General features: G+C 73.1%; 19 protein-coding genes. 3 read left to right on the forward strand and 16 right to left on the reverse strand.

The genetic code is table 11. From position 1 onward, the window contains the following. Positions 1–45: 45 nt before the first annotated feature. From adhP to EOT10_RS09375, 6 genes are all read right to left on the reverse strand, one after another. Positions 46–1,059, reverse strand: a complete 1,014-nt coding sequence (adhP, locus tag EOT10_RS09350; RefSeq protein WP_127827622.1) for an alcohol dehydrogenase AdhP — start codon at positions 1,057–1,059, stop codon at positions 46–48. Positions 1,060–1,223: 164 nt separating this feature from the next. After that, entirely contained in the window at positions 1,224–3,101 is a 1,878-nt protein-coding gene (locus tag EOT10_RS09355; protein WP_127827623.1) for a VWA domain-containing protein, read from the reverse strand. A gap of 149 nt (positions 3,102–3,250) precedes the next feature. After that, entirely contained in the window at positions 3,251–5,233 is a 1,983-nt protein-coding gene (locus EOT10_RS09360; RefSeq protein WP_223280890.1) for an FUSC family protein, read from the reverse strand. 115 nt (positions 5,234–5,348) lie between these two features. Continuing rightward, positions 5,349–5,849, reverse strand: coding sequence for a DUF7144 family membrane protein (locus EOT10_RS09365; protein ID WP_223280891.1), 501 nt, complete (start codon positions 5,847–5,849; stop codon positions 5,349–5,351). Next, a complete protein-coding gene (locus tag EOT10_RS09370; RefSeq protein ID WP_223280911.1) occupies positions 5,842–6,753 on the reverse strand; it encodes a hypothetical protein in 912 nt (303 codons plus the stop codon). Before EOT10_RS09370 ends, EOT10_RS09365 begins: the two co-directional genes overlap by 8 nt. Before the next feature lie 194 nt (positions 6,754–6,947). Further along, on the reverse strand, positions 6,948–7,349 hold the full coding sequence (locus EOT10_RS09375) for a hypothetical protein (RefSeq protein WP_127827625.1): 402 nt from the start codon (positions 7,347–7,349) through the stop codon (positions 6,948–6,950). A gap of 119 nt (positions 7,350–7,468) precedes the next feature. Between EOT10_RS09375 and EOT10_RS09380 the strand changes: the two genes are divergently transcribed. Continuing rightward, complete coding sequence (locus EOT10_RS09380) at positions 7,469–8,107, forward strand: NAD(P)-dependent oxidoreductase (RefSeq protein WP_127827626.1); 639 nt, start codon at positions 7,469–7,471, stop codon at positions 8,105–8,107. 71 nt (positions 8,108–8,178) lie between these two features. Here the strand turns inward: EOT10_RS09380 and EOT10_RS09385 are convergent, their stop codons facing one another. From EOT10_RS09385 to EOT10_RS09395, 3 genes are all read right to left on the reverse strand, one after another. Continuing rightward, positions 8,179–10,356 carry an IclR family transcriptional regulator domain-containing protein gene (locus EOT10_RS09385; RefSeq protein ID WP_127827627.1) on the reverse strand — a complete coding sequence of 726 codons (2,178 nt, stop codon included), beginning with the start codon at positions 10,354–10,356 and terminating at the stop codon, positions 8,179–8,181. A 73-nt stretch (positions 10,357–10,429) separates the two neighbouring features. Then, complete coding sequence (locus EOT10_RS09390) at positions 10,430–11,284, reverse strand: ParB/RepB/Spo0J family partition protein (RefSeq protein ID WP_127827628.1); 855 nt, start codon at positions 11,282–11,284, stop codon at positions 10,430–10,432. Then, positions 11,284–12,078, reverse strand: a complete 795-nt coding sequence (locus EOT10_RS09395; protein WP_127827629.1) for a ParA family protein — start codon at positions 12,076–12,078, stop codon at positions 11,284–11,286. Before EOT10_RS09395 ends, EOT10_RS09390 begins: the two co-directional genes overlap by 1 nt. A 355-nt stretch (positions 12,079–12,433) precedes the next feature. On the opposite strand from EOT10_RS09395, the gene EOT10_RS09400 reads away from it, so the two are divergent. After that, positions 12,434–13,216, forward strand: a complete 783-nt coding sequence (locus tag EOT10_RS09400) for a mechanosensitive ion channel family protein (protein ID WP_127827630.1) — start codon at positions 12,434–12,436, stop codon at positions 13,214–13,216. Between the two features lie 15 nt (positions 13,217–13,231). Here EOT10_RS09400 and EOT10_RS09405 read toward each other — a convergent pair whose 3' ends face one another. The 6 genes from EOT10_RS09405 to EOT10_RS09430 all read right to left on the reverse strand — a co-directional run bounded on the left by EOT10_RS09405 (position 13,232) and on the right by EOT10_RS09430 (position 19,555). Next, entirely contained in the window at positions 13,232–13,528 is a 297-nt protein-coding gene (locus EOT10_RS09405; RefSeq protein WP_127827631.1) for a DUF6401 family natural product biosynthesis protein, read from the reverse strand. A 99-nt stretch (positions 13,529–13,627) separates the two neighbouring features. Then, a complete protein-coding gene (locus tag EOT10_RS09410; RefSeq protein WP_127827632.1) occupies positions 13,628–14,425 on the reverse strand; it encodes a DUF4389 domain-containing protein in 798 nt (265 codons plus the stop codon). Positions 14,426–14,496: 71 nt separating this feature from the next. Further along, a complete protein-coding gene (locus EOT10_RS09415; protein WP_127827633.1) occupies positions 14,497–15,234 on the reverse strand; it encodes a maltokinase N-terminal cap-like domain-containing protein in 738 nt (245 codons plus the stop codon). Positions 15,235–15,278: 44 nt separating this feature from the next. Next, entirely contained in the window at positions 15,279–16,814 is a 1,536-nt protein-coding gene (locus EOT10_RS09420) for an AMP-binding protein (RefSeq protein WP_127827634.1), read from the reverse strand. A gap of 254 nt (positions 16,815–17,068) precedes the next feature. Then, positions 17,069–17,857, reverse strand: a complete 789-nt coding sequence (locus EOT10_RS09425) for an MBL fold metallo-hydrolase (protein WP_127827635.1) — start codon at positions 17,855–17,857, stop codon at positions 17,069–17,071. Positions 17,858–18,055: 198 nt separating this feature from the next. Continuing rightward, positions 18,056–19,555 carry an MFS transporter gene (locus EOT10_RS09430; protein WP_127827636.1) on the reverse strand — a complete coding sequence of 500 codons (1,500 nt, stop codon included), beginning with the start codon at positions 19,553–19,555 and terminating at the stop codon, positions 18,056–18,058. A gap of 121 nt (positions 19,556–19,676) precedes the next feature. Between EOT10_RS09430 and EOT10_RS09435 the strand changes: the two genes are divergently transcribed. Beyond that, positions 19,677–20,669, forward strand: coding sequence for a LysR family transcriptional regulator (locus EOT10_RS09435; RefSeq protein WP_223280892.1), 993 nt, complete (start codon positions 19,677–19,679; stop codon positions 20,667–20,669). A gap of 34 nt (positions 20,670–20,703) precedes the next feature. Here EOT10_RS09435 and EOT10_RS09440 read toward each other — a convergent pair whose 3' ends face one another. After that, the gene (locus tag EOT10_RS09440; RefSeq protein ID WP_127827637.1) at positions 20,704–21,504 is read right to left on the reverse strand and encodes an AfsR/SARP family transcriptional regulator; all 801 of its coding nucleotides are present in this window, start codon (positions 21,502–21,504) and stop codon (positions 20,704–20,706) included. Positions 21,505–21,589: the final 85 nt, after the last annotated feature.

Here is a 21,589-nt window from a genome sequence, read left to right on the forward strand (position 1 = left end):
GTTATCAAGGGGTGGGCGGCCACAGGGGGCGGCCTCGCGGGGTGGTCAGCGCAAGTCGAAGACCAGGCGGCCCGTCACGCGCCCGGCCAGGATGTCCTCGATCGACTCGTTGACCTGCTTGAGCCGGCGCTGCTCGCGGATGACACGGGTACGGCCGAGGCGGTGCAGGCGGAAGACCTCGGCCAGGTCCTGCCGGGTGCCGACGATCGAACCGGTCACGGTCTTGCCGTCGAGCACGTGCTCGAAGACGGGCAGCTCGAGGCTCGCGTCGGCGGGCAGCGCCACCAGGACGAGCGTGCCGTGCCGGCGCAGCGCGTCGTACGCGGCCCGCAGCGACGCGTTCGAGACGGCCAGGCTGATCGCCACGTCGGCGCCGCCGAGCGCGCGCACCTGCCGCGCGACGTCCTGGGTGCGGGCGTCGATGACGTGGTCGGCGCCCAGCTCGTGCGCGAGCCGCAGCTTGTCGTCGGTGATGTCGACGGCGACGGTCTCCGCGCCCGCGATCCGCGCGTACTGGAGCGCCAGGTGGCCGAGCCCGCCGATGCCGGAGATCAGCGCGCGCTTGCCGGGCCCCGCGCCCGACACCTTGACCGCTTTGTACGTCGTCACCCCCGCGCAGGTCAGCGGGGCCGCGTCCAGGGGGTCGATGACCCCGGGGACCCGCACGACGTAGTCGCCGTGCGCGACGGCGTACTCGGAGAAGCAGCCGTCGACGGAGTAGCCGCTGTTGCGCTGCTGCTCGCAGAGGGTCTCCCAGCCGGAGACGCAGTGGTCGCAGTGGCCGCAGGCCTCCGCGAGCCAGGCGATGGCGACGCGGTCGCCGACGTGGATGTGGCCGGTCCCCTCGCCCTTGTCCTCCACGATCCCGATGCCCTCGTGACCCGGCACGAACGGCGGGACCGGCCTGACCGGCCAGTCACCGGCGGCGGCGTGGATGTCCGTGTGGCACAGCCCGCTCGCCTCCATACGGACGAGGACCTGGTGCGCGGCCGGCAGGGGGATCACGCGGTCCTGGATCTCCAGGGGCCGGTTGAAGTCGGTGACCACGGCGGCCTTCATCTGCGTCGTCCTTCCCTCGATGCGGGGGCTGTTCCAGCTTCTCCCGATTCGGGGTGAACGGCATATTTGTGGACGTCTGCATGACGTCTGCATGCGGAACGGCGGCGCCCCGGGGGGGGCACCGCCGTTCTCAGGAGATGTGCGCGGTGTGCGCGGTGTGCGGGTCAGGCCTGGTCGTTGTCCTGCGACTCCAGCCACCGCGGTACGTCCGCCAGCAGGCCCTCGTACAGCTCGGCGTCCGTGAGCTCACGCGGGGCCGGGCCCGCGTGGAAGAACGCGGCGTTGGGCGCCTTCAGCTTGCGGAGGTAGTCGAAGCCCTTGGCGTCGTGCTCGCCGAACGCGACGAACTGGAAGAACAGCGGGTACCGGGCCGCTTCCGCGAGGGCCTGGGTCGCCGGGCCCTTCGCGTCCGGAGCGCCGTCCGTCTGGAAGACGACCAGGGCGGGCGTCTGCGACTGCGACTTCTCGTGGTGCGCGACGATCTCCTCGACGGCGCGGTGGTAGCTGGTGCGGCCCATGTGACCGAGCGACGCGTGCAGCTCGTCGATGCGGCCCTCGTGCGCGTCGAGGGTGAGCTCGCCGGTGCCGTCGATGTCGGTGGAGAAGAAGACGACCTGCACGGTCGCCTCGGGGTCGGTGTGCGCGGCAAGGGCGAGCACCTGCTCACCGAGCGCCTGCGCGGAGCCGTCCTTGTAGTACGGCCGCATCGAACCGGACCGGTCGAGCACGAGGTACACGGTCGCCCGGACCCCGGCGATCCCGTTCTTCTCCAGCACACTCCCGGCGGCCTTGTAAGCAGCACCAAGCCCCGGCGCCCGCGACTTGAGCCGGGCGGGGGTGAGGGCGGGGACGACGGCTTCGGCCTCGCCGGCCTCGGCAGGGGTGGGGGTGGCCTCGGCGGCCTCGGGCTCGGGCTCGGGCTCGGGGGTTGCTTCTACGACGACGGGCTCGGGCTCGACGACGGGCTCTGCCTCGATCTTGACCTCGACCTCAGGCTCGGCGACCGCGACGGGCTCCGGCTGGGCCTCGGGCTCGGCCTCGGCGGTGACCGCGACGGGCTCCGGCTGGGCCTCGGGCTCGGCGGCGGCGACCGCGACGGGCTCCGGCTGGGCCTCGGGCTCGGCGGCGGCGACCGCGACGGGCTCCGGCTCGGCCTCGGTGACCGGCTCGGGCTCGACGACCGGCTCGGGCTCGACGACGGGCGCGACCTCGGCGACCGGCTCGGGCGCGGCCTCCGCCTCGGGCTCCGGTTCGACCTCGGGCTCCAGCTCGACGGCGGGCTCGGCGACGGCGACGGCCTCCGGCTCGGCCTCGGCCTCGGCAGCGATGGGCTCGGCGGCGGCAGCAGCCTCCGGCTCGGTGGCCGGCTCGGGCTCGACGACGGGCGCGACCTCGGCGACGACGACGGGCTCCGCCTCGACCTTGACCTCGACCTCGGGCTCGACGACGGGCTCCGCCTCGACCTTGACCTCGACCTCGGGCTCGACGACGGGCTCCGCCTCGACCTTGACCTCGACCTCGGGCTCGGCGGCCGCGACGGGCTCCGGTTCGGCCTCGGCGGCGATGGGCTCGGGGGCGACCTCGGCGGCCGGCTCGGGCGCGGCAGCAGCCTCGACCTCGACCTCGGGCTCCGGGGCGACGACGGCCTCGGGCTCGACGACCGGCTCGGGCTCGACGACGGCCTCCGGCGCGATCGCGGCCTCCGGCTCGACGACCGGCTCGGGCTTGGTGGCCGGCTCGGTCTCGGCCCTGGTCGACGGTTCTGACGGTGACGACGGCCTCGGGACCGTCACGTTGTCGAACGCCGCGGCCACCAGGGCGTCCGCCTCGCCCAGCGACGGCGTGGGGGTCCGCTCGGTCGAAGGTGCGGGCACCTTCGCCTTGACCTCAGCGACCTCCGCGACCTCCTTGACCTCCGCCGGCGCAGCCGCCGTCGCCTCGGGTTCGGCGGTGGGCGGCACCGTCGGAGTCGTCTCTTCCAGGTTCGGCGAGGACTTCCGCTGCCTTCCGAACGCGTTCCGCAGGAGATTCCGAATGCCCATGTGCGCAACCCTTCGCATGAGTTGGTTTCCGTAACCCCTGGCCAGGGCGGACACGTAAGGTTAGCCGCCACGCTCGGTGATCTTGGGGAGGGTCGCCCACCCGGGCGAACGCCCGCCAACTGCCCTCGTACAACGCCTTCCCGGACGCGTCAGCGAGGTGTGGCGATGGCGCGGGCGGCCGCCACCTCCTGGCGGACCGGTTCGAGTACGCCGTCCGGATCCTCCGCCTCGCCGAAGTCGGCCCGCACCTCCTCCAGGACCTCGGACGCGCGCAGCCCCTCCGCCAGCTCCCGCAACTGGCGGGCGGCCTGGGCGACATCGGCGGGGCTCGGCGCCGCGGCCCCGTGCTTGACCCGCACCCGCGCAGCGGTCGTCGCGTCGACGATGCGTTCCACGGCGACGACGAGAGGCCACCAGGCGGCGGCGCGTCGGCCGGTGGGCGGCGGTTCGGTGAGGGCGCGCTGGAACTCGGAGCGGATGACCGACAGGTCGCGGTAGAGGCGGCGGCGCATCCGGGCGCGGGCGGCGGGTGCGCCGGGATCGTCGGGGTCGGCGGGGTCGCCGAACGCGTACCCCACGTACGTCGCGGTGTCGGAGACGGCGTCGGCGAGCCGGTCCCCGATGCGGGTGTGCCAGCTCTCGGGCCACAGCAGATAGCCGGCGACGAGGGCGATGGCGCAGCCCATCAGGCTGTCCAGGAGGCGTGGCAGGACGAGCGCGATGCCCTGGTGGTTGAGGACGTCGGAGAGCAGCAGGATGACGGGGGTGATGGCGGCGGTCTGGTAGCCGTAGCCGCGCGGGGTGAACGCGGGGATGAGCGTGGCGAGGACCGCGAGGACGGGCACTTCCCACCAGCCGCGGGGCACCCCGGCGAGGATCACCGTGGCGAGCACGAGCCCGGCCGCAGTGCCGAGGGCGCGCAGGACGGCCCGCGAGAACACCGATCCGAAGTCGGGCTTCATGACGAAGGTGATGGTCAGCGCCACCCAGTAGGAGCGCGGTACGGGCACGGTCGACACGAGGATCTGGGCGAGGCCGATGCACAGGGCGAGGCGGAGGCCGTAGCGCCAGGAGGTCCCGGAGAGCAGCACGGTGCGGGCGGCGCGGGCGGCCCGTACGGGCAGGGCGGCGGGCCGGCCGAGACGGTCGGTGGCGGAGAGGGTGCGGCCCAGGGCCGGGTGCTGCCCGGCTATGAGGGCGGCCGCGTGCCGCACGGCCTGGTCGACGGCGCGCGCGGCCGGTCCTTCGGGTTCGGGCAGGGCGAGGGGCGCGGTGTCGGTGCGGCCGGTCTCCACGGCGTCGGCCAGGAGGTACACGGCGGCAGGGACGGCGGCGGGCAGCGGCACCCCGCACTGGTGGGCGGCGGGCGCGGACTCGACGACGGGGGTGACGGCGTTCAACAGGGCGAGCAGGCGCACCAGTTCGGGGTTGCGGCCGTGGGCGAGGGCGCGCCGGGCGAGGACGAGGTCGTAGGCCTGGTTGAGGGACTCGGTGACGGCGAAGCGGGTCTCGACGTAGTTCTCGTCGTCGCCCGCGGAGGCGAGCAGGTTCGCGACGGAGCGGTAGGTGGCGGCGACGGCGGCGCGTTCGGGCACCCCGGACCGCAGCGGCCAGGCGAGCAGCGCGAGCAGGAGGACGAGGAGGCCGCCGGCGGTCATCAGGAGCGGCGCGAGCCACCACGGGCCGGGCATCGGCAGGCCGGCGCCGACCACGCAGTTGAGCAGGAGCAGCAGCCCCGACACGGAGGCGACCGCGCCGATCGTCGAGATCATCCCGGAGATCAGCGCCACGCCGGTGACCGTGGCGACGGCGATCCAGCCGTGCCCGTACACGAGGGAGCCGATGGTGACGCCGACCGCTCCGAAGAGCTGCGGCACCGCGATGTTGAGGATCCGCATCCGGTACGCGTCGGCGGTGTCGCCGATGACGCCGGACAGGGCGCCCATCGAGGCGAGCGCCCCGTACGCGGGCTGCCCGACGGCGAGCCCGATCGCGAGCGGCAGCGCCATGGCGACGGCGGCGCGCGCCACGGCCGCCCACGGGATCGGGGCGGGGCGCGGGCGCAGCGTCCTGACCAGCCAGTCGGGCGGGCTGAGACGGCGAGCCGGGGACTCTGGGCGCATGGCTGGCATGCCGTCCATTGAACGCTACGGAACGTCCGGGGCCAGGGGCTTCTCGGCAGGTGGGAGGCGAGGTCCACGAGGCGGCTCCCCGAAGACGGCCCGGCGGGGCGAAACGGGTGCCCGTTCAGGCGCGGGCGGCGCCCTTGGAGCTGTCGCCGGCCAGCGCCCAGATGACGAAGACGCCGATGCCGATAGCGATGACGGACCAGATGGGCGCGTAGGGCAGGAACATGAAGTACGCGACCACGTACAGCGAGGCGATGGCGATGCCCGCGTAGCGTGCCCACTCGGCGGTGCTGAGGATGCCGTAGCCGACGATCGTGACGATGATGCCGAGGATCAGGTGGATCCAGCCCCACGTGGTGAGGCTGAACGCGTACGTGTAGTTGCCGATGTGGGCGTAGACGTCGTCCCTGGCGATCCCCGCGATGCCGTTGAGGATGCCCAGGATGCCGCTGACCACCATCAGGACACCGGCGAACACGGTGCCGCCCGACGACCATCCGCTGCCGGCGCCGTACCCGAGGGTGGGGTCGGGCTCGGGAGCGCGGTGCCTGGCCGACCAGACGCCGGGGTGCGACTCGGATTCGGGGGATTCGGGGGTCGGGTTCGGGGTGTCACTCATTTCGGCCTCCTGGGTTCACGGGAATGCTCGCTCCGGCCGGCTCGGTCCGCATCTCGGGAGGCGCCGGCGGGTGAACGTGGACGGCGCCGCGGAAACGGCCGGAGAGCCAGGCGCAGGCGGCGACCGCGAGGGCCGCGCCGGCGATCGCCCAGGACGTGCTCCGCATCGGCGCGGTGAGGGCGTCGTAGGCCGCGCCCGCCGCCGAGCGGTCCACGTCGGAGGGCAGGTTGTCCAGGGTGAGGGAGCGGCTCGTCGCGAGCGCGAGGAGGAGCGCGGCCGAGGCCAGGGCCGCGCCGAGGGCGGTCAGGGTGAGGGCGGGGCGCCGGTGCCGGGCGAGCGCGAGCCCGGCGGCGCCGGACGCGAGGGCGGCGAACGGCGGCCACAGGCCCGCCTGTTGGAGCCGCCACAGCACCTGGCGCAGCCGGTCGAGGTCTCGCGCGCTCATCACGGTGATCGTGGTGTGCGTGACGGGGATGCGGTCGGCGAACGGCACGCCGTCGTCGAGCAGTTGCTGCTTGACCCGCGCGGTGACGGGCGCGAGGTCGAGGGTGACCGGGCCGTCGGTGCCGTCGTCGACGGCCTGTTGGACGGCGTCGTGCGCGGCCCGGTTCGCGGTGTCCCACGCCCCGCGGAAGGAGTCGGTGCCGGTGAAGGACTTCACGGCGGCGTGCACGAACGTCTCGACGGCCGGCCGCAGCGGCCCGGCGTCGAGTTGCGGGACGATGGCGTTCGTGACGGCGTCGGCGACCGCGCCGCGCACGGCCGGTTCCGAGGCGAGCGGAGCCATCGTCGCGACGTACCGGTCGCTGTCCCCGATCTCGTACTTCGCCCACACCGAGAGCGTGCCGAGCGGCACGAGCAGGCAGGCCAGGGCCAGCAGGACGACGGACAGGGCTCTTCGCATCACCCTTCAAGGCAAGGCGAGCGGGGCGGGGGGCGCCAGCGGGGGGAGGTCAGATGGCGGGGTCCGCGCTGGAGCACTCGGCCGAACGGGTGTTTCCTGCGTGAGGGGGAGCCGAGGCTTTCCGTGAGGAGGAGCCGAGGGCGCGCTCAGGGCCGGTGGCGCGTCAGCGGCGCGCCACCGGCCCTGAGCGTCCGTCACTTCTCGTGTGTGTAGTAGCGGTAGAACATCGCGGCGAACACACCGGCGGCGACACACAGAGCCATGATCGTGGACCGCAGGATCGTGGCGTCGGTCAGGCTGTAGAGATAGCCGAACGCGATACCGGCGAAGGCCGCCCAGACGGTGGCACGCAGTTCGCGCGGCAGCCGGAACGACATCCGGTGGACACCGAAGCAGAGCACGGCGACGATGACGCCCGTGAGGACGCCGAACAGGACGTTGCCCGCGGTGATCGGGCCGCCGTCGCGCCGGATGCCCGACGCCCAGAAGCCGTAGACGATGCCGAGCAGGAGTGAGAGGCCCATCGAGAGCCTGGAGCCGGCCGCCATCGTGGTGCGCGGACCGGAGGTTCCCGAGGCGGGTGCCGCGTGAGCCATGACGGCTCCTTTCTGCTGTCCTCCCCCGCCTTTCCCCCGCCTTCCATTGACCTCCGTCGCCGCCTGTTCCGCAACATGCGGACATGCGGACCGCACCGGACCGTGTTCCCCTGAGACGTATGAAGATCGTGCTGTTCGGTGCCACCGGCATGGTCGGCAGCCGCATCGCGGCGGAGGCCGTGTCGCGCGGCCACCGGGTGACGGCCGTGAGCCGTTCCGGCGGGTCGCCGGTGCCGGGTCTGGTGGCCGCGGCCGCGGACTGCTCGGACCCGGTCAAGGTCGGTGAACTCGCCACCGGTCAGGACGCGGTGGCCTCGGCGCTGGTCCCGCCGCGTGACGGTTCCGACCCGCAGGTCCCCTTCCTCGCGCTCAACGAGTCCCTGGTCGCCGGCGTGCGCCGTTCGGGCACCTCACGCCTGGTGGTCGTGGGCGGGGCCGGGAGCCTGGAGGTCGCGCCGGGGGAGGCCCTCGTCGACCAGCCCGCGTTCCCCGACGCCTTCCGGGGCGAGGCGCTGGCGCACCGTGACCTCCTCGCGTATCTGCGCAGGGAGGCCGACGACCTGGACTGGACGTATGTGTCGCCGGGCGCCGAGCTGGGGCCGGGGGAGCGCACGGGCACGTTCCGGATCGGCGGTGACGAGTTGCTGACGGACGAGTTCGGCAACTCGCGCGTCTCGGCGGAGGACTTCGCGATCGCGTTCGTCGACGAGCTGGAGAGCGGGGCGCATCCGCGGTCGCGCATTTCGGTGGCGTACTGAGGAGTGCCGAGGGCTGCGAGTCAGGGCAGTTGTGCGCACTCGTATACGTACGTGTGTTCGAGGGTGGTGTCTCAGGCCGTGGGGATACGGGCGAACCGGCCCGCGACGTGCAGGTCGGCCTCGATGCGTGCCGCCGTCTCGCGCAGCGCGGGAAGCACCTCGTCCACGCACCCGGCGAGGTCGCGGCGGCTGCTGTGTGTGGCCACGTTGACCGCGGCGACGGCCCGCCCCGCGCGGTCGCGCACCGGCACGGCCACCGAACGCAGCCCCTCCTCCAGCTCCCCGTCCACAAGCGCGTAACCCTGCGCGCGTACGTCGTCCAGGAGCGGGCCGAGCCGGTCGGCGCCGGTGACGGTGCCCGGCGTGAGCGGCGTCAGGTCCGCGCGGGCGAGGTACGCGGCACGGCTCGCCGGGGCGAGATCCGCGAGCAGGACCCGGCCCATGGACGTGGCGAACGCGGGGAAGCGCGTCCCGAGCGAGATGCGCACGCTCATCACATGGCTCGTCGCGACGCGCGCCGTGTACCGGATGGCGTCGCCGTCGAGCACGGCCAGGGACACCGAGTCACGCAGCCGCTTGGAGAGGGCCCGTATGTGGGGCGTCGCGATGTCGGCCAGGGTCAGGCGGGACAGCGGGGGGAACCCGAGGGCGAGGACACGGGGCGTGAGCCGGAAGCCGCGGCCGCGCGAGGTGACGTACCCGAGGTGTTCCAGGGTGATCAGGGCGCGGCGCGCGGTGGCCCGCGCCAGGCCGGTCGCGGCGGCGATGTCGGTGAGGGTGAGTTCGGCCCGCCCGGGCCCGAAGGCCGTCAGCACGCTGAGCCCGCGCGCCAGCGACTCGACGAAGTCCCGCCCGAGCCGCTGCTTCGCCTCGGCGGCCCAGGCGGCGTCCAGGGCGGGCGCGGCCGGTGCCGCGAGGGACGGCGCGGCCGGTACCTCCGCTCCTGCGGGGGCCCGGTCGGCCGTGGCGGCCCATGCCGCGTCGGGTCGCGGCGCTGCCGGTCTCGCTGCTGCCGGTCCCGCGGCGTCGGGGCCTGCTGCTGTCCGTCCCGCCGCTGCCGCCCATGCCGCGTCCGGTCCTGCCACGTCCGGTCCCGCCGCGTCCGGTCCTGCCGCTGCCGGTTTCGCCACGTCCGGTCCCGCCGCGTCCGGTCCTGCCGGGGCCCCGTCCGCCGTGGCCGTCCACGCCGCGTCAGGTCGTGGCGCTGCCGGTTTCGCCGCTGCCCGTCCCACCGCGTCCGGCCCCGCCGAGGGCGGTTCCGCCGCTGCCGGTCCCGCCGCGTCGGGTCTTGCCGGGGCCCGGTCCGCCCACGCCGTGTCGGGTCCTGCCGCTGCCCGTCCCGCCGCGTCCGGTCCCGCCGCGTCCCGTCCCGCCGAGGGCGGTTCCGCCGTAGCCGTAGCCGTAGCCGTAGCGGTGGTGTCCGGTGTCGGGGCCGGGCGCAGTGCCTCCTCCATTTCCGCGACCGCGGTCCGCAGTCGGCCGAGCATCTCGTCGTGCAGTGAGTCCGCCGTGTGGCGGCTCGTGTGGCTGACGACGCTGGCGACGCACACGATCTCCCCTTCGGCGTCCCGTACCGGGACGGAGAGGGCGACGAGGCCGGGCTCGATGAGCTGGTCGTCCAGGGCCCAGCCGGCCGACCCGGCCCGTGCCGCGCGCTCCTCGAACGGTTCCCGTTCCGCCTCCCGGCGGGGCGGCAGCGCGGGGAACCCGCGGTCCTGCGGGTCGGCGGCCCGGCGCGCCCGCCACCGCTCCCACGCGGCGCCGTCCCACGCCTGCGCGAACAGCGGTCCCGGAGCGGTGCGTTCGGCGGGGAGCAGGTCGCCGATGCGGAAGCTGAGGGACATGGCGCGGCGCCGCGTCGCCTGGTGGATGAAGCGGATCCCGTCCCCGTCCGCGACCGCGAGGGACACCGACTCGTCGAGCTCGTCCGCGAGCCGGTCGGCGCGCGGGCCGAGCAGCGCGGGCAGCCGCAGGGCGCCCAGATAGGCGTTGCCCACGGCCATCAGCGGCGGCGCGAGCGTGGCGTCACGGCCGTCCAGACGCAGGCACCCCATGTGCGCGAGGGTCGCGCAGATCCGGTCCACCGTGGACCGGGCGAGCCCGGTCGCCCGCGCGAGCTCGCTCAGGCTGAGCGACCCGTCGGCGTCGGTGAGCCGCCGCAGCACGTCGATGCCGCGCATCAGCGGCGCGACGGCCTCCGCGGGCGCCGGGGCGCCGGGCTCGGGGGTGGGAACCGGTCCAGTGGACATGTGAGGTGGCTGCTCTCCGTGACGCGTGCTCGGGCAACCGTATTCTCGGCCAACGCCTCCCGGTCGGGTGCCCTCAGCGCCCCAGGAGTTCCAGGACGCGGTCGAGGGCCGCGGGAGCGAGATGGCGGCGGAGGGACTCGACGACCTGTTCGGGGGTGCCCCGGCTGTCGATTTTGATTACGCCGTAATCGCGCCGCGCCTTCGGCACGGTCGGCGGGGGTGTGCCGGTGTCGCCGGGGAGCGCCTGTTCGTCCTGGGGGAGGCGCGCGATGCGGCGGGCGTCCTCCACCGAGACACGTCCGTCGGCCAGCGCCTCCTGGATGTCCTCACGGAGCTTCATCAGGGACAGGCGCTGCGAGACGAAGCCCTGCGTCTTGCCGATGCGGGCGGCGACCTGGCGCTGCGAGTAGCCGTAACTCCTGATGAGGCCCTGGATGGCCTGGGCCTGCTCCAGTTCGGTGAGGTCGTCGCGCTGGACGTTCTCGACCAGGGCGTCCTCGTCCGTACGGGAGGCGTCGTCGCGCACCAGGACGGGGACCTCGTCCAGGCCCGCCATCCGGGCGGCGGCGAGCCTGCGGTGACCGTGCAGGACGACGTACGGGGCGCGGCCCACGGCCTCCTCGTGGTGCGGGTGCGCCGCGAGGAACACGGCACGGGGCACCACTCCGAGCGCCTGGAGCACGCCGCGTTCACGCACCGTCTCGGCAAGCCCGTCCAGGTCGCGCAGCTCGTGGCGCGGGTTGTCGGGGTTCTCGGCGAGGTCGGCGAGGGCAACGGTGACGGGGTGGGTGGTGACGGGGTGGGCGGTGCCGGGGGCGGCCGGGGCCGCGGGGGGCTCCGCGGCTTCGGCCGCAGGCACGGGCACGGGTGCGGGTGCTGGCGCGGGGCCCGACGACAGAAGGGAGGACAGATCGGTACGGCGCCCCATCAGACGTTCACCTTCTTCGTGCTCTTCTTGGCGGCCGGCGTGTTCTTCTTCGCCCGGGTGCCGGCGGACCGCTTCGCCGGGGCGGGGATCGCGGCGAGGCCCACCTCGAGGGCGAGGCGGAAGAAGTCCTCGCGGGCCTGGAGCGCGACGCGGTTCGCGCCGTACTGGGTGACGACGAGGCCGTCCGCGGAGGCGCGCGTGTGCAGCTTGTAGTGGCGTACGACGGTGCGGGCGAGCGGCCAGCCCTGGGCCTCGACGAACGCCCGGGTCTGCTCCAGGTCGGCCTTGCCGTCGCGCGGGTCCCAGTTGTTGATGACGACGCGGTAGGGCAGCCCGCGCGGCTTCACGACGCGCTCGATGGTGCGCTGCGTGGGCTGGAAGCCGAGCGGTTCCGGCTCGATCGGCACGATCACGTCGTGGGCGTTGGACAGGACGGCGCGCAGCGCGTCGGCGGCGGCGCCCTTGCCGAGCGGGTCCTCGCCGGAGGACTCGGCGAGGTCGAGCCAGCCCGGGGTGTCGACGAAGACGTGCTGGGCGGAGGGGATGCGGGAGAGCGCGGCGAGTCCGGCGAGGTCGTCGTGGGCCTGCACGAAGTCGAAGGGGAGGCCGTCGCCGACGCGTTCGGACCACCACACGGCGGACCCCTGCGGATCGATGGACACGGCCACGACGGGCGGCTGCCCGCCCTCGGTCCCCGCGCCGAGCACGTCCGCGGTCACGGCGGCGAGGTTGACGGCGAGCGTGGACTTTCCCACGCCGCCTTTCTGATTGAGGATCACGTGCACGTGGGCCATGCTCACCACACTCCCTGGAAGACCGGCATCACACGCGAAATCTGTGAAACGCGCGAAACGGGTGATTCTGTACCTGGTCACTGTGGCAGTGGGGACGGGGGCGCGGGGAGCGAACACGCCGGGGACGGCGGGGCCCGGTCGGCGATGCGCAGAACGATGATTCGAGTTTTTGTTCGAGACTTCACGTGATGGCGTGCGCGCGCGTCACGCGAATGGACGCGTCCCACGGGCCGCCTCCACCGGGGCGCTGATATCCACGAAGGAGCACACCGCTCAACACGCACCGCTCAGCACATGGAGGGGTGACCGCCCGGCGCGGCCTCGCGCACGGGCCCCAGCGAGTGGAGGACCACTCATGCCCCAGCTCACCGACTCATCCACACTCGCCGTGAACTTCACTCAGGGCCTCAACGACGCCTGGTCGAAGGTCGCCCAGTTCGTGCCGAAGCTCGTGGGCTTCCTGGTCGTCCTGGCCATCGGCTGGTTCATCTCGAAGGTGATCGTCCGCGTCCTCGACCGGGTGCTGCGCAAGGTCGGTTCGGAGAAGCTCGCCGAACGCGCCGGCGCGGCCCGCATGCTCGAGGGCTCCCAGTACGACATGACGGCGATCGTCTGCAAGGTCGTGTACTTCGCCCTGCTGCTGATCACCCTGCAGATCGCCCTCGGCGTCTTCGGCCCGAACCCCGTCAGCAACATGATCACCGGCATCGTGGCCTGGCTGCCGCGGGCCATCGTGGCGATCGTCCTGGTCGTCATCGCCATGGCCATCGCCAACGTCGTACGGGACATCGTCACCAACACGCTGTCGTCCGTCTCGTACGGCAGGACCATCGGCACCGTCGTCTGGGCCTGCATCGTCGCGCTCGGCGTGTTCGCGGCGCTCGGTCAGGCGGGCATCGCCACGTCGGTCACCCAGCCCGTCCTGATCGCGGCGCTCGCGACCGGCGCAGGCGTCGTCGTCGTGGGCGTGGGCGGCGGTCTCATCGCCCCGATGCGGCAGCGCTGGGAGCGCATGCTGAACACGGCCGAGCAGGAGACGGCGAGGGCGCGTGGCGGTCTGTCCGCCTACCAGGCGGGCCGCGAGGACGCGTTGACGAACCAGCCGGTCCAGGAGCGTGAGCGCACCGACGACATGTGACGCGCCGAGCGGTTCCTACGCGAGGTCGTGCCGCCTCACCAGCCAGCAGATGGCGGTGAGGCGGCACACTGCGTAGTCGTGCCCGACGGGTTCGCGCCAGCCGTTCTCGGTGAGCGCGTCGAGGAACCCGAGCGCGTAGTCCGAGAGGATCTCCGGGTCGGGGGCCTGCGGCTGCAGGAGGCCTCCGCCCGCCGCCAGCTTGTCCCGCAGCTCCGCCACGTGCTGGTCGACGGCGGCCGTGAAGCCGGGCTCGAACGCGAACTCCGCGAAGCGCGGGGCGTACGAGGTGCTGATGCGGGACAGGGGCGACATGCAATCCACCGTAAAACGGCGACAGCCCCCGAAAGAGGGCCGTTCGGCATGCCTTTCGTCACAAGGTATCCGGGAATGTGGGGCCGACCGGCCCGGGTGTCACTCGCCCAGGAGCGAGGCCCGGACCGCGGCCGAGCCGTCCGCGCCGTAGCGGGAGGCGTTGGCAGCGCCGCCGAGCAGACCGAGTACGAGGAACGCCCCGAGGAGCGCCTTGGCGCCCGTGCCCAGGAACAGCGGCCGCGTCGCGGAGGGACCCGACACCGTGCCGACGACGGCGTCCGGCGCGGACTGGTCGCCGAAGAGCCGCTTCGGGTACGCGGGTGTGAGCAGCAGCAGGTACGCGCCGAGCCGCATCCGGTAGCGCAGGACGGCGGCCGTCGCCTCGAACAGGGGCCGCGGCATCCAGCCGAGGACGAGCACGACGAGCCAGCCGAACAACGAGAAGGCCCACCAGCCGGCGGCGGCGACGGACCCGACGACCGCCGCGGGGATCACCAGGACGAGCCGGAAGAGCACGGCGAGCCGGTTGAGCCGCACGGACTGCCGCACCCTCACCCGCACCGGGTATCCCATGGGGTCGCCGAGCTCGAAGGGCGGGTAGCGGCCGGTCAGCAGCATCGCGTACGCGTTCAGGCGGGTGTCGTAGCCGAGGAACCCCGCGAGGTACCGCTCGACCGGGTCGGGGAGGCGTCCGATGAGGAGCGCCGCGCACCAGCCGGCGGCCACCGCGAAGAACGCCAGGACCGACAGCACGGCCAGGACGGCGAGGTGCGGCACGAGCAGCAGCAGCCGCACGAGGACGGCGAGCCGGTTCTGCCGGTCCGGGCGCGGGATGTCCAGCTCGGGCAGGGGCTCGGTGCCCGGGATCAGCGGGACCGTGCCGTAGTGGGGTTCCATGCCGGTAACTCTGCCGAGAGGCGGGGTGCTGAGCACGCCGGGTCGTCCGGCCGGGTGCATCGGCCGCTCGGTCAGCGCGCCGTGTCCCGCAGGACCGCGAACGGGCCCCGGCGCTCCTCGCCGTCCGGCAGGCGCCAGCCGGCGGTGACGTGGCCGCGGGCCCCGGCCGTAGCGGTGTGCCCGCCCGGTCGCAGGACGCGCGTCACCTCGATGGTCAGCGGCTCCGCCGACTCGCTGCGCGGCTCACCTCCGGCCTCTCCCGCCCCTCCCGCCACGCCCGCCACTTCCACCATGACGTCGGTGCCGTGCTGCCCGTCGTGGACGGCCGCCGACGCGACCACGGACGGGAAGCCGGCTCCGGTGGCGTGACCGGTGAAGTGATCGGTGATGTGACTGGTGACGGAAGGGTCGGGGGTGTCGGTCACGCTCTGGGCCTGCGGCTCGGCGCGGCCCTGGAGCAGGGCGAGCAGTTGGGCGACGAGAACGGGGTCGTGGGTCCCGTCGTACACCCACCGCCGCCCCAGCACCCCGTGCTCGGACGTGCCGATCAGCGCCTGACCGGCTCCGTCGAGCGGTGCCGCCCGGTAGGTGAGCGGCAGGTGGTACGAACACGGCCGGCCGCCGGACGTGTCCGTGACCACCATGAACTCGATGCCGACCTCGCCTCGCGGGTCATCGAGCCGGAACCCCCCGGCCTTGGTCAGCGCCGGACCCTGCCCCGTGCCGATGTACCACGGTTGCGCGGGAAGCCAGGGCGCGAGGAGCTCCAGTTTGCCGGGATTCATCGTGGTCATGTGGATGACAGCCATGCCTCGTGAACTCCCGCGCCCCGCGCCCGGTTCCCGACGGGAGGTCAGTTCACCTCCCGCCCCCGCCCCTCCCAATAGGGCTTGCGCAGCTTGTACTTCTGGAGTTTGCCGGTCGCCGTGCGGGCCAGCTCGTCCCTGAACTCGACCGACGTGGGCGCCTTGTAGCCCGCGAGGCGTTCCTTGCAGTGCCGGATCAGCTCGGCCTCCGTCACCGTCGCGTCCGGCGCCCGCACGACGAGCGCCTTGATCGTCTCGCCCCACTTCTCGTGCGGGACGCCGATGACGGCGACCTCGGCGACGCCGGGGTGGCTGAACAGGGCGTCCTCGACCTCGATCGACGAGACGTTCTCGCCGCCGGTGATGATCACGTCCTTCTTGCGGTCGCTGATCGTGAGGTAGCCGTCCTCGCCGACCGTGCCGCCGTCGCCCGTGTGGAACCAGCCGCCCGCCAGGGCCTTCGCGCTCTCCTCGGGCTGCTGCCAGTAGCCCTCCAGGATCACGTTCGACCGGGCGAGGACCTCGCCCTCCTCGTCGGTGCGCAGCGTCACGCCGAGGGCGGGCGCCCCGGCCCGTACGAGCTTCTCCGCGCGCTCCGACGCGTCGAGGCCGTCCCATTCGGCGCGGGACCGGTTCACCGTCAGGAGCGGCGACGTCTCGGTGAGGCCGTAGATCTGGATGAACTCCCAGCCGAGTTCCGACTCGACGCGGGCGACCGTGCGGGTGGGCGGCGGGGCGCCGGCGACGATGATGCGGACCCGGTCGCGGCCGGGGATCTCGCCCTTCCAGGAACGGGCGGCGTCCAGGACGGCGTTGACGACGGCGGGCGCGGCGCACATCACGGTCACGCCGTGCTCGGCGACGCGGCGCAGGATCTCCGTGCCGTCGACCTTGCGCAGCGCGACCTGGGGTACGCCGAGCGAGGCCATGGCGAACGGCATGCCCCAGCCGTTCGCGTGGAACATCGGCAGGGTGTGCAGGTAGACGTCCCGGTCGGTGACGCCGGCGTGCAGGGCGAAGGTGACGGCGTTGACCCAGATGTTGCGGTGGGTGATCTGGACGCCCTTGGGGCGGGCGGTCGTGCCGCTCGTGTAGTTGATCGTGGCGGTGGCGTTCTCGTCGGGCGTCCAGGGGACGGGGTCCGTGCCGAAGCGGTACAGCTCGGAGTCCGCCGCCGCGCCGATGGTGAAGCGGTGCTTCGCCGGTACGTCGGCCAGCCGGTCGGTCAGCTCGGGGTCGACGAGGAGGACGTCGGCGCCCGAGTGGGAGACCACATAGCTCACCTCCTCGGCGGTGAGGCGGAAGTTGACCGGGACGAGGACCCGGCCGTAGCCGCTCACGCCGAAGAACGAGGTGAGGAGCCGTGCGCTGTTCGGCGACACGACGGCGACGCGTGCGCCGAGCGGCACGCCGAGCGCGTCGAGCCCGGCGGCCTGGGCCCGCGCCAGCTCGGCCACGCGCCGGTAGGTGAGGTCCTTCCAGGGTTCGGCCGGCTGGTCCGGCTCGTCGACGACGCCGACCCGGTCCCCGTAGACGGTGGCGGCACGTTCCAGAAAATCTAGGGCCCCGAACGGGACGTACATCCTGGCCTCCCGAAGCACAGACGTTGAACCGTTTCTCTCCGTCCACAGCATGGGCGAACCACGAGCCTCCGGCATTACCTCCGGCGTAATCGACCCCCGTCCGCCCGCCCGGCACGCTGAAGGCATCCGGAACCCGGGCGGCGCACTCCGCCCGGGCTCCGGACCCCGGTTCTGCTGACGGCCTCGTCGGAGGCTGGTCGACCCACCAACGCGCAGGCCGGGCAAGCCGGTTCGCAGGGGCGGCGCGGGGGCGGTCACACGGGTCGCCAGTCGGCGGCCTCCCCCGCCCCGCCCGCGACGACCTGCCCGAAGACGACGTCCGCGAAGTGGATGCCGAAGCCGAGGGTGTCCGGCTGCTGGAGTTCGCTGATCAGCCGTCGGCGGTGGCGCTCCGACTGGGCCGGGTCGCCGTCCGACGTGGTGAACCACTCGGGGTGGCGCACCTGGAGCGGCGAGTGCAGCGCGTCCCCGAACGCGAGCAGCCGGCGGCCCCGGGACGTGATGGTGAAGCCGGTGTGGCCCGCGGTGTGGCCGGGCAGCGCGAGGGTCTGCACGCCGGGGAAGATCTCCTCGCCGGGCACGACGAGCCGCAGCCGGGTCTCCAGAGCGGCGAGCGCCTTCGGGGTGAGCCCCGGAATCGCGTGCCGTCCCTCCCACTCGCTCTTGGACACGGCGAACGCGGCCCGCGTGAACACGGGCGGATCGGTGCAGGCCCAGCCGATGTGGTCGGTGTGCAGATGGGTGAAGGCCACGACCTCGATCTCGTCGGGCCGCGCGCCGAGCCGCGCCAGGTTGTCGAGCAGCGAACCGCCGTGGACGGCGCCGATGTACGGGTGGGAGGGGTCCTCCGGGACGGAGTGGGGTCCGAACCCGGCGTCTATCAGCAGCGCCCGCCCGTCGGCCTGGACGAGCAGCCCGCCGGTGTTGGCGACGAGATGGTCGGTGTCGTTGAGGTACGCGGCGCCGTGCGGCAGCGGCACGGACGGCTTGAGCAGCATGGCGCCGTCGGGCACGTAACTGACCTTCAGATCACCCACGTTCACGGAACACACGGCGGAGGGTCTACGCAGTCGCCTGTCGTTCACGGCGAGATCTCCTAGCGGGATCGAAAGAGACGGGGCGCCCTCTCCAAGGGGCGCCCCGTAGGGGCGCGGGGCTGTGTCGATTTGCGGCTCCGCCGCGTGGGCGCGACCAGCCACAACCGGCCCGCAGTCGCCGTACCCCGCACCCCGCGAAGCTGGTCAGGCGCCCGAACGCTTACGCAGCGCACCCGCCGCAAGGCCCGCGCCCACAAGGGCGACGACCCCCGCCGTCACCATGCCCGCGTGCAACCCCCCGAGCGTGGCGGCCGCATCCGGAGCCGACCCGCCCGAGAGCGCGTTCGTCCGAGCGGCAGCGATGGCGCTGAGCCCGGCGACGCCGATGGCCGCGACGTACTGCGGGAGCTGGGACAGGCCGCCGACGACGCCCTGGTCCTCCTCCGTGACGCCGGTCGTCATCACGGTGATGAAGGAGACGACGCTGAAGACGTGGCCGAGGCCCATGACCGAGGACGTGACGATGAGCGTCGCGACGTTGCCGCTCTGCGGCAGAGCGAACATGGCGACCGTGCCGATGCCCTGGATCAGCAGACCGGCCGCGAGCACCTTCGCGCCGCCGAACCGGCCGAGCAGCTTGGAGACGTACATGCCGCCGAGCATCGCGGCCGCGCCCTCACCGAGGTAGCTCAGACCGGCCTGCAGCGGGGTGAAGCCGAGGACGTCCTGCATGTAGAGGCTGAGCAGCACGGTCGTGCCGGCGCACATGCCGAAAGTGACGACACCGAACAGGCCCGACCACTTGATCGTGGGGCGGCCGAGCACGCTCAGCGGGATCAGCGGCTCGGGGTGACGGCGCTCGACCAGCAGGAACGCGCCGAGCAGGATCAGGCCGCCGACGATGGCGCCGAGCGAGTCTGCGCGGACCCAGCCCTTGTCGCCGCCGGTGGAGATGCCGAAGACGAGACCGAACAGGCCGAGCGTGGCGAGGACCGCGCCGGGGATGTCCATGCGCTTGGCGGCCGCGGCCTCCCGCATCGCGGGCAGCGCGAGCGCGCCGGCCAGGGCGAGGGCGCCCATGACGCACAGCACGACCATCGTCCAGCGCCAGCTGAACCCGCTGGTGATGACGCCGCCGCCGAGCGCGCCGAGCACGAAGCCGAGGGACATGACGGCGCCGTTGAGGCCGAGCGCGCGGGCGCGCTGCGGGCCCTCGGGGAAGTAGCCGGTCATCAGGGCGATGGCGGCGGGGGCGATCATCGCGGCGGCCGTGCCCTGGCCGACGCGGGTGGCGATCAGAACGCCGGGGGAGTTCGCGAGGGCGGCGCCGAGCGAGAACAGGGTGAACAGGGCCACGCCGAACGTGAACAGCTTCTTGCGGCCCACCAGGTCGGCGACCCGGGCGAACAGCGGCAGCAGGCTCGCGGAGGGCAGCAGGCTCGCGGTGGCGACCCACTGGAGCGTGCCGGCCGAGGAGAAGCCGAGGCTGCTGCCGATGTCGGGCAGCGCCACGGTGACGATGGAGAAGTCCAGGCCGCACATGAACGTCGCGCAGCACAGCGTGATCAGGACCAGCCAGCCACGCGTGCTGAACGAGCCGTCGGTGGCGGCGGCGCCGGCAGCGACGTCGGCCGTGGGGGCGGCCGTCGCGTGTACGTCGCGCGTCGCCGTATCGGTGGGGGGAGAGGACTCGGTGACAGCCATCAGGGATGTCCTTTCGATATCTGAGCGGGCCTGACCAGCTTCGGATCGGGGCACCTGCGCAACAAGGACGATCTGTGCAACGATCGATTCGCCGGGCTCATCGTTCGAGGTGAGCGGGGTGATGAGGGGCACGAGGCGGTACGACGGGGAGTACCGGGAGGACGGGGAGGACATGGAACGCCAGGAGATCGAGATCTTCCTGACGCTGGCGGAGGAACTGCACTTCGGCCGGACCGCCGAGCGCGTGGGCGTTTCGCAGAGCCGTGTCAGCCAGACCGTCGCCCGTGTCGAGCGCCGCATCGGCGCGAAGCTGTTCGAGCGCACCAGCCGGCGGGTGACGCTGACGGCCATCGGGGAGCAGCTCAGGGACGGGATCGGCCCCGCCCAGCGCCGTATCGAGGAGGAGATCGCCAAGGCCACAGCGGCCGGCCGGGGGATCACCGGCACGCTGCGGATCGGCTTCTCGGGGGCCTTCACGGGCCATCTGCTGCACAGCGTCGCCGCGGTGTTCGCGCGCCGTCATCCGGGCGTGGACGTACAGATTCGCCAGGTGCAGATATCCGACCCGTACGGGCCGCTGCGCGCGGGCGACATCGACCTCCAGGTCACCGAACTCCCGGTGGCGGAAGCCGACTTGACGACGGGTCCGGTGCTGCTGTCGCAGCCGAGGGTGCTGTTGATGCCGGCCGCGCACCCGTTCGCGCGGCGCGAGACGCTGAGCGTGGAGGATCTGGCGGAGGCCACGCTGCTGACGGTGACGAGGCCGGTGCCGGCCCACTGGCTGGACCATCACTTCCCGCGGCAGACGCCGTCGGGGCGGCCCATTCCGCACGGGCAGGCGATCACGCACTGGGAGGACGCGCTGTCGCTGGTCCTCGCGGGCAAGGGCGTGACGCCGGTGGCGGCGGCGGGTGAGCGGTACTACGCGCGCCCCGGCCTCGCGTTCCGGCCGTTCGGGGACGCCCCCCGCATCGAGTACGCGTTCGTCTGGCCCGCCGACCATGAGACGGGGCGGCTGCGGGCGTTCGTGGGGGCAGCGCTGGAGCATGTGCGCGCGCTGGGCGGCCCCACCAGGGCGCTGGAGACCCTGTGGGAGTCCGAGGGCGACGGCTGAGCCGGCCCCGGAGGCGGTGGTGCGGGTCGTCAGGTCAGCGGACGGCTCCCGCACTGGACAGGTACCGGTCGTCCGGCTTGTCCTGGAGCATCACGTGGTGCAGTGACCTGGTGGTCGGCGACGGGGTGATGCCGAGGTCGTCGCTCATCCGGACCCGCAGCGACCGGTAGACCTCCAGGGCCGCGGCCCTTCGCCCCGACGCGTACAGGGCGCGCATCAGCTGGGCGTGCACGTTCTCGTGGTACGGGTGCTCCTCGACGAGGGCGACGGCCTCGCCCACGGCTTCCTGGAAGCGCCCGCTCGACAGCAGCGCGTCGACCCGGACCTCGCACGCCGCCAGGTGCGCCTCGTTCAACACCCGGATCTGCGCGGTGAGTTGACTGCCGGGCTGCACATTGCAGAACGGGGTGCCGCGCCACATCGCGAGCGCCTCGCCGAGCACGTCGGTGGCGCCCTGCGGGTCGCGTTCCTCCATCAGGCCGCGGGCCCGGAGGACCAGCTGCTCGAAGCGGGGCCGGTCCCACTCGCTGTCGGCGAGCTTGAGGACGTAGCCGTTGCCGTCGGTGACGAGGCGGTGTTCCGCGATGTGCCGTGGGGTGGTGCCGGTGGCGGTGGCGAACGTCTTGCGCAGCGACCCGATGTAGGTCTGCAGCGCGGTGGTGGCGGTACGGGGCGGCTCGCTGCCCCACACCTCGTTCAGGAGCGCCGGCACGGAGACGCGGCGCCCCGCTCTGGCCAGCAGCAGGGCGAGCACCTGCCGTTGTTTGGGTGCGGTGGGCGTGATGTCGTGCCCCTGCTCGGTGACGTCTATCGGACCAAGGAGTCGGAACTCCATTGCCCCTCCCTCGTGATGGACGCGCTGTCCGTGTCGGCGGACGGCGGGTGGCTTGACTGACAGGTCGCTCGGGACTCCTGCGGCG

Origin of the sequence: Streptomyces antnestii, from assembly GCF_004005495.1 — a bacterium.
GTDB classification, from domain to species: Bacteria; Actinomycetota; Actinomycetes; order Streptomycetales; family Streptomycetaceae; genus Streptomyces; species Streptomyces antnestii.